At 71.8% G+C, this 11,291-nt stretch carries 13 protein-coding genes and 1 pseudogene; 6 read left to right on the top strand and 8 right to left on the bottom strand.

The genetic code is table 11. From position 1 onward, the window contains the following. Window positions 1-300 (bottom strand): annotated as a pseudogene (locus EAO73_RS36325) (prepilin peptidase); the annotation flags it as partial. 88 nt (window positions 301-388) lie between these two features. Here EAO73_RS36325 and EAO73_RS03460 point away from each other — a divergent pair. The 3 genes from EAO73_RS03460 to EAO73_RS03450 all read left to right on the top strand — a co-directional run bounded on the left by EAO73_RS03460 (window position 389) and on the right by EAO73_RS03450 (window position 3,462). Continuing rightward, entirely contained in the window at window positions 389-760 is a 372-nt protein-coding gene (locus EAO73_RS03460; protein WP_191133920.1) for a DUF192 domain-containing protein, read from the top strand. A 129-nt stretch (window positions 761-889) separates the two neighbouring features. Further along, window positions 890-2,848, top strand: a complete 1,959-nt coding sequence (locus EAO73_RS03455; RefSeq protein WP_224756162.1) for a hypothetical protein — start codon at window positions 890-892, stop codon at window positions 2,846-2,848. A gap of 38 nt (window positions 2,849-2,886) precedes the next feature. After that, complete coding sequence (locus EAO73_RS03450; RefSeq protein WP_147970020.1) at window positions 2,887-3,462, top strand: hypothetical protein; 576 nt, start codon at window positions 2,887-2,889, stop codon at window positions 3,460-3,462. A gap of 9 nt (window positions 3,463-3,471) precedes the next feature. Here the strand turns inward: EAO73_RS03450 and EAO73_RS03445 are convergent, their stop codons facing one another. Both EAO73_RS03445 and EAO73_RS03440 read right to left on the bottom strand, forming a co-directional pair. Beyond that, window positions 3,472-4,065: a hypothetical protein gene (locus tag EAO73_RS03445; protein ID WP_147970019.1), complete on the bottom strand. Its 594-nt coding sequence runs from the start codon at window positions 4,063-4,065 to the stop codon at window positions 3,472-3,474. Window positions 4,066-4,374: 309 nt separating this feature from the next. Continuing rightward, window positions 4,375-4,995 (bottom strand): RDD family protein, encoded by a 621-nt coding sequence (locus EAO73_RS03440; protein WP_224756161.1) that lies wholly within the window; start codon window positions 4,993-4,995, stop codon window positions 4,375-4,377. 109 nt (window positions 4,996-5,104) lie between these two features. On the opposite strand from EAO73_RS03440, the gene EAO73_RS03435 reads away from it, so the two are divergent. The 3 genes from EAO73_RS03435 to EAO73_RS03425 all read left to right on the top strand — a co-directional run bounded on the left by EAO73_RS03435 (window position 5,105) and on the right by EAO73_RS03425 (window position 8,187). After that, window positions 5,105-5,536: a hypothetical protein gene (locus EAO73_RS03435; RefSeq protein ID WP_147970018.1), complete on the top strand. Its 432-nt coding sequence runs from the start codon at window positions 5,105-5,107 to the stop codon at window positions 5,534-5,536. Then, the gene (locus EAO73_RS03430; RefSeq protein ID WP_147970017.1) at window positions 5,533-6,306 is read left to right on the top strand and encodes a YqjF family protein; all 774 of its coding nucleotides are present in this window, start codon (window positions 5,533-5,535) and stop codon (window positions 6,304-6,306) included. The genes EAO73_RS03435 and EAO73_RS03430 overlap by 4 nt, the downstream gene beginning before the upstream one ends. A 255-nt stretch (window positions 6,307-6,561) precedes the next feature. Next, entirely contained in the window at window positions 6,562-8,187 is a 1,626-nt protein-coding gene (locus EAO73_RS03425; RefSeq protein ID WP_147970016.1) for a TlrC/CarA/OleB/SrmB family ABC-F type ribosomal protection protein, read from the top strand. Window positions 8,188-8,284: 97 nt separating this feature from the next. Here the strand turns inward: EAO73_RS03425 and EAO73_RS03420 are convergent, their stop codons facing one another. From EAO73_RS03420 to EAO73_RS03400, 5 genes are all read right to left on the bottom strand, one after another. Beyond that, on the bottom strand, window positions 8,285-8,875 hold the full coding sequence (locus EAO73_RS03420; RefSeq protein ID WP_191133921.1) for an OmpA family protein: 591 nt from the start codon (window positions 8,873-8,875) through the stop codon (window positions 8,285-8,287). Window positions 8,876-8,925: 50 nt separating this feature from the next. Continuing rightward, on the bottom strand, window positions 8,926-9,522 hold the full coding sequence (locus tag EAO73_RS03415; RefSeq protein WP_147970015.1) for a hypothetical protein: 597 nt from the start codon (window positions 9,520-9,522) through the stop codon (window positions 8,926-8,928). A 29-nt stretch (window positions 9,523-9,551) separates the two neighbouring features. Then, window positions 9,552-10,214: a pilus assembly protein TadG-related protein gene (locus tag EAO73_RS03410; protein WP_147970014.1), complete on the bottom strand. Its 663-nt coding sequence runs from the start codon at window positions 10,212-10,214 to the stop codon at window positions 9,552-9,554. Continuing rightward, the gene (locus EAO73_RS03405) at window positions 10,211-10,444 is read right to left on the bottom strand and encodes a hypothetical protein (protein WP_147970013.1); all 234 of its coding nucleotides are present in this window, start codon (window positions 10,442-10,444) and stop codon (window positions 10,211-10,213) included. Before EAO73_RS03405 ends, EAO73_RS03410 begins: the two co-directional genes overlap by 4 nt. Window positions 10,445-10,608: 164 nt before the next feature. After that, window positions 10,609-11,291 (bottom strand): response regulator (locus EAO73_RS03400; RefSeq protein WP_147970012.1); only part of this gene is annotated, 683 nt, incomplete at its 5' end.

Here is an 11,291-nt window from a genome sequence, read left to right as displayed (position 1 = left end):
GACGGGGTCCCCCTCCGCCGGTTCCGTACCGGGTTCGGGCGCCACGGCCGCCGGTTCCGGTGCCACGGTGCCGGGCACCGCCGCAGCCGTTCGCACGCCCATCGCCACCGGCTCCCCGCAGGCCCGGCAGCGCGCCCCGCCCAGCCAGCCGCGAGCGGGGCCGGTGAGGGGGTGGCCCGCCGGGCAGGCGTCCCGCCAGGGTTCGCCGGACGGGACGGAGAAGCGGTAGGCGGCGCGTGGGAGCAGCAGGCCGGTCGCTCCGCCCCAGAGTGCGGCGATCCCTATCAGCATGGCGTACACCCCGGCGATCCTAATCGGCGCGCACGGGCAGGGGGTTGGCCCTGTGGATTCGGGCCCGGAGACACAGCGGCGCCGCTACCGTCGGGCCATGGCTCGATGGCGCGATGGCACGGGAACGCTCACGATCACGGACCGGGACGGGGTGACCGAGATCCGGGTGCCGCTGCGGATCGCGGCCTCCTACCGGCACCGGGCGCGCGGGCTGCTCGGGCGGGACGGGGTCGACGGGGCGCTGATGATCACGCCGTGCGGGAGTGTGCACTCCTTCCGGATGCGGTTCACGATCGATGTGGCGTACCTGGACCGGAGGTTCAACGTGCTGGCGGTGCACACCCTGCGGCCGGGCCGGCTGGGTCTGCCCCGGCTGCGCGGGCGGCACGTGATCGAGGCGGAGGCCGGTGCCATGGCGGCGTGGGGGCTGCGACCGGGCGTACAGGTGCGGGTGAGCCAGGCTCCGTAGGGCGTGTCCTCCCGGAATTGGGCCCGGAATTGGGGCCCGGAGGCCCGCGCGTGGACGGCCCCGGCGCCCCTACGCTCGCGCCACACCCAGGTCCTGCGGGGCGGGGACGGGCGTCGGAGGGGGAGAACCGTGAGCGGTGGCAGCGGCAGGAGCACGGCGGGGGACGGGGGCGGCCCCGGGAGCGCGTTCTTCCCGCTGGCCCGCAGCTGGGCCGCCGGCACGGTCGTCTACCTCGCCGCCGGATACCTGGTCTCGCGCGGTCTCGTCGCCCTACTGGCCACCGGGGACCGGCTCGATTCCTTCGCCTGGCGGCTGGGCCTGCTGCACGTGCCGGCCGTCCTCACCACCGTGCTCACCGTGCTCGCCGCCGTCCGGGTGCTGCCCGAGGAGCGGCGCGGGTCCCGGCCGTCGTACCTGCTCGCCGGTCTGGGTGTGCCGCTGGGCGGCCTCTGCTACGGCTACGCGATGGCCCGGGAGGCCGTCGGGACCGAGGGCGTCCTGATGCCCCTCGTGGCGGCGGCGACCGGGACGGTGGTGGGCCTGGGTCTCGACCGGCTGATGGAGGACGGCGAGCCGGAGCCGATGGCCGCCCCGTACAGCTGGCGGGACGCGGGCGCTTCCGCGACCGAGTACCTCGGGGTGATCGTCCTGGCCACCGCCATCGTGCTGGCGCTGATCACGACCGGGGTGGCGGGCGGCATCAGCGACCGGTTCCGCTGCGCCGTGTCATCGGTCACCGGCGGCGGGGCGGGCTGCGCCGACGCGGACGGCGGTGACGAGGCCGGACCCAGGACCGACGCGGACTACGAGCCCGACCAGTGCCAGATATCCAGCATCTCGGACACGGTGGGCGACAAGGTGAAGGTCGGCTGGTTCGAGTGGGGCAACGAGTACGGCTTCCAGCAGACGGTGAGCCTCGCCAACACCGATGTGAACGGGGACGGCACGGTGGACGGGGACGACAAGGTCGTCACCATGACGTTCACGGACGCCGCGTCCGTCGGGGCGAGCGCCAAGGCGGGCGGGAAGCTCGGCAAGTACGGCAGGGCGGAGGTCGACGTCGGCGGCGGGATCAAGATCACCAATGGTGACACCTGGGTCTTCGAGAGCGAGGAGCAGGCCGCTGAACTGCGCGACGACATCGAGGAGATGAAGATGTGGGAGACCTCGACGAAGTACAGCGGAGGCTACGGCGGCGGCTGGTACTCGGGCATGAAGTGGGCCGAGAAGAAGGAGGACGTCGAGAGGAAGATCGGTGACAAGAAGATCTCCTACGCGACGGTCGGTCTGAACGCCTACGCGGACGGCGGGCTGTCGGTCGACGCGGGCGAGGAGTCCGAACTCGGCGCGCGGCTCGGCGGCAGGGCCACGTTCGCCCCCGATGTGACCGTCACCAAGGACGACATCAGCGGCAACGAGTCGTACACCTACAGCGCCAAGCTGGACCTGGAGGCCAAGGCGTCGGGGACGGCGGGCCCGGTGACCGGTGCGCTGGGCGGCAGGCAGAGCCGTACGGGCACGATGACGGTCACCCGCGACCAGAAGACCGGCAGGCTCGTACGGATCGACATGACGCAGACCGTCGAGAGCAGCGGTACGGCCTCCGGAAAGATCGAGGACGGCGTCGACAACGGCAAGAAGGACAAGGACAAGCGCGGCGGCAAGGGCGGGGCGACCGGCTCCTCCACCGAGTCCGGCATCCGGGTGACCGGCAACTCGCTCGTCTTCGGCAAGGGCACGGACCGGGCCACCGAGGACGAACGGGCCGTCGCCGAACAGTGGCTGGACGGCTCGGGCGACAACACCGCCCCCTTCGCCTACCTGTTCGGGGACCACTCGCTCCAGAAGAAACCGGCCGGGAACGACCCCTTCGAGCAGCTGATGTTCGAGGACGGGCTCTCCACGGACATGCGGTACCACGGCGAGACCGACGCCCAGGAGTTCGGCTTCGAGCTCTCGCTGGGCATGAGCCTGGGGATGAACGTCACCGACGAGCACAAGGAGGAGACACTGACCGACGCGCGGTTCCTGGGAGCCCCGCAGGGCGGCACGCGCACGTACCTTCCGTACAGCTACTGCGCGAACTGACCCCCGTACGACTCACGAGGCGAGAGGCGAGGACGACGATGAAGAGGTACCGGGCACGCGGCACGGCCGCTGCCGCCGCCATCGGTCTGACCCTGCTCACCGGCTGCGGGGGCGGGTCCGCCGCGTCCGTCCCGGACGGCTGGGCGACGCTGGACACGGCGAGCGTGTCCGTCGGCTATCCGAAGGACGAGGGGTACCGGGAGCAGTCCGCGTCGCAGCGCGGCACGGCGAACGCGGCGGTCGCGCTCAAGGAGGAGTCGGGGCTGCGCACGGGCATGGTCTCCGTCCAGCTGGACTTCGCCCGGGGGGTGAGCGACGCCGGGGAGGCGGCAGCGGCGGCGGGCGCCGGTATCGGGCTGGGCACGACGCGCAAGGAGACGACGGACGTGCGGCTCGCGGGCGAGGAGAGCGCCCGGCAGGCCCGCAGGATCGACTACGAGTTCACCTCGGCCGGCACGGAGCGCACCCCGGCGAAGGGCACCCGGATGACGGGCGTGGTGGTCGCGGGCGTCGACTCGAAGGACGTGCCGTTCGCGATCCGGATCAACGCGGTGAAGGGCGCGCTCAGCGCGGACGATCTGGACGCGTTCGTCGCCTCGATCACGGTCAAGTAGCCGTTTCCGCTAGCGGTTGGGCACATCGCTGCCGTAGACCACCCACGGCGACTGCTCGAAGGAGTTGACGCCCGACAGCTGCGGCTGGGCGGCGGCCACTTCGGGCAGCACGGCGAGCGTGTCCGGCCAGCAGTCGAAGTACACCGAGCCCTTGACGATGAAGCCGGGCCAGTCGGTGGCCCCGGAGGCGCCCTCGCGGTCGAGCACGAAGCCGACGCAGAGCAGCGAGGCCCGCCCGATCGCCTCGCGTATCGCGCGCACCGCTCGCTCCTGGTCGGCGCGGTCCAGCAGGCCGAGGCCGAAGCGCAGCTCGACCGCCCCGTCCGCGCCGCGTCCGACCCGGGCCCGGACCTCTCCCCCGCAGGGCAGCCAGAGCAGGAAGTCGACCCGGTCGAGGCGTTGCAGACCGGCCAGCAGCACCAGTTGCTCCCGGGTCACGAAGGACTGGGCGCCGGACGGCTCGGTGCCGGGGCCGAGCAGGGAGATGCGCCGGGTGACCGGGTGGTCGGCCCGCACCCCCGCCGCCTCCAGGTCGCCGAGCAGGGACTCGGCGTCGGGGCGGCTCCAGCACAGGTGGTACGAGCAGAAGAAACCGTCACTCATCGGCACGTCACCTCGGAACACGTGGTGGGCTGCCCTCCTGTCCCGTCGCACCGCGGGCGGCGGCACGGGGGCGGCTGGCGGGTGGTCGGTTCACGAGGGTAGGGGGCACCCCTGGTCCGGGGCGTGGGCGTGCGGGGTTCCGGGCGGGTGGGGCGGGGCCCCGGCGGCGGCGCCGCTGGACTGGCTGGACACGGTTGCGGCTCCGGGGGCGTAGGAGGCTCGGAAGGGTCGGCACCGGGAGGCGGGTGCGCTGCACCGCCCCTCGTCTCCCCTCTTCTGCTCATGTTCCCGTCCGGTACACCCGGCGCCTCACCAGGCGGGCACGTCACCCGGGGCCGGCGGCAGGGGCGCGGCGGGGACGGGGAGCCGGACGCTCTCCACGGCGGTCCCGGTGAGCCGGTCCGCCAGGGAACGGCAGGACGGGGCGAGGACCGGAACGGCGTTCAGCAGGAAGACGACGACCGAGGCGGCCCAGCACAGCGCGGACAGGAAGAACTCGCCCTCGACCAGCAGGCAGCACGCCAGCGCGTACAGCGCCACGTCGGCGACGGTGGTGGTCACCGCCCGCAGCGCCGCGCGGTGCGCGGCCACCGGAGTGATCCGCAGCCCCACGAGGGCCTTGCCCAGGGTGCGGCCGGTGAGGGAGATCGAGGCCCACTGGTAGAGGAACGTGAGGAGCACGAGCGCGCCGAACGCCTGCTCGACGTAGCCCACGGCCTTCCCCCACAGCGACAGGCCCATGCCCTCGGCCACGTCGAGCGCTTCGCCCTTGGAGCGCAGGAACTCCCAGCCGCCCCGCGTGGCGAGGTCGGGCACATCAGTGAGGAGCGCGGACACCCGGTGGACGGTGAACCACCCGAGCAGCACCGCCAGGGTGACCACCAGAGCGAAGTCGACACACCAGGCCATCACTCGCCGGGACTTGAGCACGGATTTCCCCCCGTTGACGCACTACGGACCCGAAGCGGCGACAGGCTAACAGCCCCGCCTTGCCCGGTGCCGGGGCCGGTTGTCGGACCCCGCCCGTACGCTCCCCCTCATGAGCGTCTCCCTGTACTACACCGCGTGCCGCACGGCCCCGCTGAGCGGGCCGGAGTCGGCCGCCGTCACCCGTATCGTCGCCGCGCGCCACGCGTCGTTCCCGTACGAGGACGAGGAGGGCCTGTACGTGTACGACCCGCGGGCGGCGGAGCCGGGGACCGTCCTCGACGGCTCCACCAAGATGCCGTTCGACCCGGGCCGCCTGCTGCCGGTGGTCGCCCATGTGCTGGACTCCGTCACGGAGTTGCGCCGGTCCCTGCCCGACGCGGAGTGGCGCGTGCACCTGGACGACCTGGACGTCGAGTGGGACGGGGCCAGGGGGTACGAGCTGCCGGGGATGCGTGACGCGAACCTGGCGGCGGAGCTGTCGGCGGCGGGCGCGGACGCCGTGCCGGACGCGCCGGGCGGCCGTGCCACGCTTGGCCCATGACGACGCCCGAGCCGCTGACGCCCGACGCGCCCGGCACCCTGCGCCGGCCGCTCCTGACCCAGCAGTGGCTCGACCTCTGCTTCGTCCACTGGGCCGTGGAGCCGGAGGCGGTGGCGCCGCTGCTGCCCGCGGGGACGGTGCCCGACAGCTTCGACGGGGTCACGTACGTGGGGCTCGTGGCCTTCCGGATGCATCGCGTGGGGTGGCTGGGCCTGCCCGGTGTGCCCTATCTCGGCTCGTTCCCCGAGACGAACGTCCGCCTGTACTCGGTCGACGAGCGGGGACGGCGCGGGGTCGTCTTCCGCTCGCTGGACGCGTCCCGGCTGCTCCCCGCGGCGATGGGCCGGCTGGGCTTCCGGCTGCCGTACGTGTGGTCCCGGATGCGTGTGGAGGCGGCCGGCGACACGATCGGCTACACCAGCGCGCGCCGCGTACCCGGCCCGCGCGGCGCGTACAGCCGCATCACCGTGCGCCCCGGCGAACGCATAGGGCGGCCCACGGAGTTGGAACACTTCCTCACCGCGCGCTGGGGCCTGCACCACTCCGTCCTCGGCAGCACCGCCTACCTGCGCAACGACCACCCCCGCTGGCCCCTGCACCGCGCGGACCTGCTCGTCTGCGAGGAGAACCTGATCGAGGCGGCAGGCCTGCCGGCCCCGAGCGGGGCCCCGGTCAGCGTGCTGTACTCACCGGGTGTCCCGGTCCGTCTGGGCGGCCCGTTCCGGGCACCGCACCCGGCCGTCGGCCACCGGCGCGCACGTGATCACTGATCGACCGAAAACCGCTTGCAGGCGTCCGGTCCCCCGTCTACCTTGGGGCGCATGGGTTCTCTGTGATACTCCCCCTGGGCCTGCGTTGAGCTCCGCTCCGCAGCAGCGCATTCTCCCGCGCATCCGCACGTACACGCCTCCGTAGCTCCGTGACGCCTGCCTGTCCGGCACGCGTCCTCGGTGTGCTGCCGGCGTGCGCGGACGCGCCCCGACCACCGCGCGCCGATCGGCACGGGCCGAGAACAGGGGGCTTTCATGCACACCGGACAACTCACTCTTCAGAACGTCACCCGCCGCTACGACGACCACGTCGTGCTGGACGACGTCACCTTCAGCATCAGGCCGGGCGAGAAGGCCGGCATCATCGGCGACAACGGGGCCGGCAAGTCCACGCTGCTCCGGCTGATCGCCGGGCAGGACCGGGCGGACAACGGTGAGCTGACCGTGGTCGCGCCCGGCGGTACGGGCCATCTCGCCCAGTCCCTCGACCTGCCCGCCGGGTCCACCGTCCAGGACGCGGTGGACGCGGCGCTCGCCGGTCTGCGCGAGCTGGAGGCCCGGATGCGCCGGGCCGAGGCCGGGATGAGGGGCCTGGCCGGGCCGGAGCTGGCCGCCGCGCTGGAGGAGTACGCCGGGCTGGTCGCCCGGTTCGAGGCGCGGGCCGGTTACGAGGCCGACGCACGGGTGGACATCGCCCTGCACGGGCTCGGCCTGCCCCGTCTGGACCGGGACCGGCCGCTGTCCACCCTCTCGGGCGGCGAGCGGTCCCGGCTGGCGCTGGCGGCGACGCTGGCCTCCCGGCCGGAGCTGCTGCTGCTCGACGAGCCGACCAACGACCTGGACGACGAGGCGGTGGCCTGGCTGGAGGCCCATCTGCGGGCGCACCGGGGCACTGTGCTGGCGGTCACCCACGACCGGGTGTTCCTGGAGCGGGTCACCACCACGATCCTGGAGGTCGGCGAGGGCCGGGTGACGCGGTACGGCGACGGCTACGAGGGGTACCTCGCCGCGAAGGCCGCGGAGCGCCGGCGCCGGCTGCGGGAGTACGGGGACTGGTGCGAGGAGCTGGCCCGCAACCGCGAGCTGGCCGCATCCAACGTGGCCCGGCTGGACGCGATCCCGCGCAAGGTGCCGCTCAGCGTGTTCGGGCACGGTGGGTTCCGGGCGCGGGGGCGGGGGCACGGGGCGATGGTCCGTATCCGCAACGCGAAGGAGCGCGTCGAGCGGCTCACGGAGCGCCCGGTCGCACCGCCGCCCGACCCGCTGGTGTTCGCCGCCCGGATGGTCACCGCCGAGGCCGCGGCGCCCCGGATCGCGGCGGAGCTGGACGGCGTACGGGTCGACGGCCGGCTGTCGGTGCCCGCGCTGCGGATCGGCGGCACGGAGCGGCTGCTGGTCACGGGGGCCAACGGGGCCGGCAAGTCGACGCTGATGCGGGTGCTCGCGGGTGAGCTGCGGCCGGACGCGGGGACCGTGCGGACGCGGGGCCGGGTCGGGCACCTGCGCCAGGAGGAGACGCCGTGGGCGCCCGGCCTGACACTGCCGGAGGCGTACGCCCACGGGCGCGGCGGGGACCTCGACGAGCACACCGACCGGCTGCTGTCGCTCGGCCTGTTCCGCCCCGCCGACCTGCGCCTGACGGTGGGCGAGCTGTCGTACGGACAGCGACGGCGGATCGAACTGGCCCGTCTGGTCGGCGAACCGGTCGATCTGCTGCTGCTCGACGAGCCGACGAACCACCTCTCGCCGGCCCTGGTGGAGGAGCTGGAGGGCGCGCTGGCCGGGTTCCGGGGGGCGGTGGTCGTGGTGACGCACGACCGGCGGCTGCGGGACCGGTTCGACGGGCGGAGGCTGGAAATCGCCGGCGGACGCGTGGCGTAGGCGGCGGGATCGGATCGGCTGCCACGTCACCCTCTGCAACGGCCTGTTCCGATCCTTGCGCGGCGGCGGCACGGGTGCCGCCGCCGCGTGGGACCGGTCAGCTCTGCGTGCCGCTCTCGCCGCGCTGGAAGGAGACCTCCACGCGGCGGTTCTTGCGGCGGCCCTCCTCGTCGTCGTTGCTGGCGATCGGGTAGTCCTCGCCGTAGCCCCGGATCTCGAAGGTGATGCCGGTGCCGCCGAGCGCCTGGTCCAGCACGTTGTGGACCGCCTCGGCGCGCTTCTTGGACAGCACGTCGCCGTGTTCGGACGAGCCGAGGTCGTCGGTGAACCCGAACACCCTGACCTTCTTGGCGTCCTGCTTCTTGATCTCCTCGGCAATGGCGTTGATCCGCCCGGTCGCCTCGGCGCTCAGCTTGGCGCTGTCCTTGCCGAAGAGCACTTCGGCCTGGAGGGCGAACTTGATGTCCGCGTTGGTGTCCTCGCGCCGCTCCTCACCGCCGAGATCCTCGATGACGGACTTGATGTCGAGCACCTTGGGCGGGGCGAGGGTGGCGCCCTCGGGGAGCTTGAGATCGGAGTCGTCGGGGTCGACCTCGACGGGGGGTTCGGCGGAGGCGGAGGGGTAGGGGCTGTCGTCGGCGGATGCGGGCGGGGCGACCCCGAAGGCCAGTACCGCGGTGAGCACCATGGCCGAAACCCGTGCCGGGGTCCGCAGAATGCCGCCCATCTCGCTGTACATCACGAGATCGCGATCGTCGCGTTGGGGAAGCCGGGGAACTGTAGTCCGACTTCATGCGTGGACAGGTCGGGAGCCGGGAACTGAGCGAAGAACGTCAGAGCGCCCCCGGCCTCAATGCTCGGGTCGAATCCACTGGTGGTCAGCGGTCGGTTGTCGGTGTCACGCAGCACGTAGTAGCGCTTCTTCGCTTTCGCGTCCACCAGGGTCATTCCGGCGAGCGACCGATCGGTTGCCGCCACGGCCTCCTCCGCCCCGCTCCATTGGAGCGGCGTGGTGTAGTCCTCACTGCCCGTATTCTTGATCTGGCCGTTCACCGTGAGGAATCCACCTGAATCACGCGTGGCGGAGTTGATCACCATTTCGATTCCGGCGTCCCCCTTCACGCTCGCCAGAATCGTGCCCGTGTCAGGCGCAGCTCCGCCGGACTTGGTCTTCGCCTTTTCGGTGCTCGGCGACTTCGCGGAACTCGATGACCCCTTGTCCTGGGAGCCGGCGCCGTCATCGCCACCGCATGCGGCCAGAGAAAAGGTCAACGTCGCCGCCAAGAACGCGGCAGCGCCGGTTCGGCGTACGTTCCTCACGTACCGAGCAGTCATCGGTCCCTATCCTTTGCGGTCTGTCTCAGTCAGTTTTCGGCCAGGCGTACGGTGAAGAGGTCGGCCACATCGGGCATGAGCGTCAAGTCTTCCGGATCAACCGCCCAGTCCCGGTCACCGGCACAGCGCACCTTGCCGATCGGCGCAGCTTCCGGTTCCGGGCTCGCATCGGGGTCGGATTCAGGGTCCGGTTCTGGTTCCGGGTCCGGCGCCTCGGCAGGTATGAATGTGCAGCGGGGCTCGACCACCGCCACAGCCTCGGCTTCCGCATGCTTGCCTTCGGTGCCCGGCACGATGTCCGTGCTCATGCCCTTGCGTGACTTCAGCCGCACCTCGTACCCCCATCTGCCGTCGGACAGAGGTCTGCACGAGACATCACCGGCATCGTTCAGGGCGGCGAACTCGGATGCCTTTCCACAGCCGTTGCCCGGCTCCCCCAGGAAGGACGTACTGAACACGGACTCGAAGTAGTCGGGGTCCGCCAGGTGTGCCAGCAGCTCCGGTTCGAGCAGGCTGCGCGATTCCTTGGCCGCCGCCAGCGCGGCGGCATCGGCCGCGCTCTGGGCACCATTGCGCTGAATATCCGCCTCGCCGAACGCGAAGAAGATCAACGCGACGAAGAGCAGGCCCGCCACCGCTGCGATGTACAGCGGTGCGGCCTGCCCGGAATCCTCATGGGCGCGCGAACTCACTTGTTGAGGACAGAGTTGATCTTCTTCGTGAACTTGTTGGCGATGGATGTTCCCATCTTCGTATTGATCAGCGCAATCACGATCGCCACCACCAGAATCGTGATGCCCACATACTCGATCGCCCCCTGCCCCCTGTCCCTGCGGCGTTTCATGTGGTCGACCGTGGTGTTCGCCCAGTGGGTCACATAAGTCTGGGTGTGCGTCGCCGCCTTGAGTGCGATGTTCTTCATGAGGATGTCCCCCTCCGAGTCCGACCGACCGGGAATCGGTCGACGCTGATCCGTGTGCCCGCCCGACAGCGGCAACGTACGTCGGTACAACACCCCTCATCATGGGCCTGTGGGCCCAACTCCGGGCCCACTCCCGCGACAGGAGGCCGAAAGCCGTACCGCTTTCAGCCATGGCGCGCCGTTCCCCCGGCCGGCCCGCGGTGCCACAGCGCGATGGCCTCGCCGCGGCTGCCGGCCTGCAGTTTGGTGAAGATCCGGTTGATATGGTTCTTCACGGTCTTCTGGCTGATGAAACAGGCGGCGGCGATCTGCTGATTGGACAGGCCCGACGCGATCAGGTCCATCACTTCCACCTCCCGTTCGCTCAGCTCCGAATGTCCCACAAAGGGCCCCGGTGGCGGGGCATTTCGCGGGGACCCCCGCTCCCGCAGGGCCTCCAGGAGGGCGCTGTTCGCCGAGGGGGTGAAGCGGGACCGGCCCGCCGCCGTGTCGCGGACCGCGGTGAGCAGTTCGTCCGCGGTGAACTCGCCGTGCACCAGATAGCCCCCCGCCCCCAGCCGCAGCGCCCGGCGGATCACCTCGCTCTCGCGGCTGTACGTGAGCATCAGGACCGGGGCCAGACGGACCAGGTGCGGCAGGGCCGAGAGGCCGTCGACGCCGGGCATGCGCACATCGAGCAGGACGACGTCCGGGTGGTGCCGCAGCGTCCCCTCGTACGCCTGGCGGCCGTCGTCCGCCTCCGCGACCACGGTGATCGCGTCGCGGCCGTGCAGCAGGGCCGTCAGGCCCGCCCGTACAACGGGGTTGTCGTCGGCGACGAGCACCCGGAGCGGGGCGGCGGCGGGGG

The organism is Streptomyces sp. col6, from assembly GCF_008042035.1.
GTDB lineage: Bacteria > Actinomycetota > Actinomycetes > Streptomycetales > Streptomycetaceae > Streptomyces.
The sequence above is the reverse complement of the archived record's forward strand: the minus strand, read 5'-3'. Positions and strand labels throughout refer to the sequence as shown.

What these genes read in the sequence shown, in the direction of transcription:
- EAO73_RS03460 (WP_191133920.1), top strand. Translation starts at nt 389, where the DNA reads ATGGCTCGATGGCGCGATGGCACGGGAACGCTCACGATCACGGACCGG.
- EAO73_RS03450 (WP_147970020.1), top strand. Translation starts at nt 2,887, where the DNA reads ATGAAGAGGTACCGGGCACGCGGCACGGCCGCTGCCGCCGCCATCGGT.
- EAO73_RS03445 (WP_147970019.1), bottom strand. Translation starts at nt 4,065, where the DNA reads ATGAGTGACGGTTTCTTCTGCTCGTACCACCTGTGCTGGAGCCGCCCC.
- EAO73_RS03435 (WP_147970018.1), top strand. Translation starts at nt 5,105, where the DNA reads ATGAGCGTCTCCCTGTACTACACCGCGTGCCGCACGGCCCCGCTGAGC.
- EAO73_RS03430 (WP_147970017.1), top strand. Translation starts at nt 5,533, where the DNA reads ATGACGACGCCCGAGCCGCTGACGCCCGACGCGCCCGGCACCCTGCGC.
- EAO73_RS03425 (WP_147970016.1), top strand. Translation starts at nt 6,562, where the DNA reads ATGCACACCGGACAACTCACTCTTCAGAACGTCACCCGCCGCTACGAC.
- EAO73_RS03420 (WP_191133921.1), bottom strand. Translation starts at nt 8,875, where the DNA reads ATGGTGCTCACCGCGGTACTGGCCTTCGGGGTCGCCCCGCCCGCATCC.
- EAO73_RS03415 (WP_147970015.1), bottom strand. Translation starts at nt 9,522, where the DNA reads ATGACTGCTCGGTACGTGAGGAACGTACGCCGAACCGGCGCTGCCGCG.
- EAO73_RS03405 (WP_147970013.1), bottom strand. Translation starts at nt 10,444, where the DNA reads ATGAAGAACATCGCACTCAAGGCGGCGACGCACACCCAGACTTATGTG.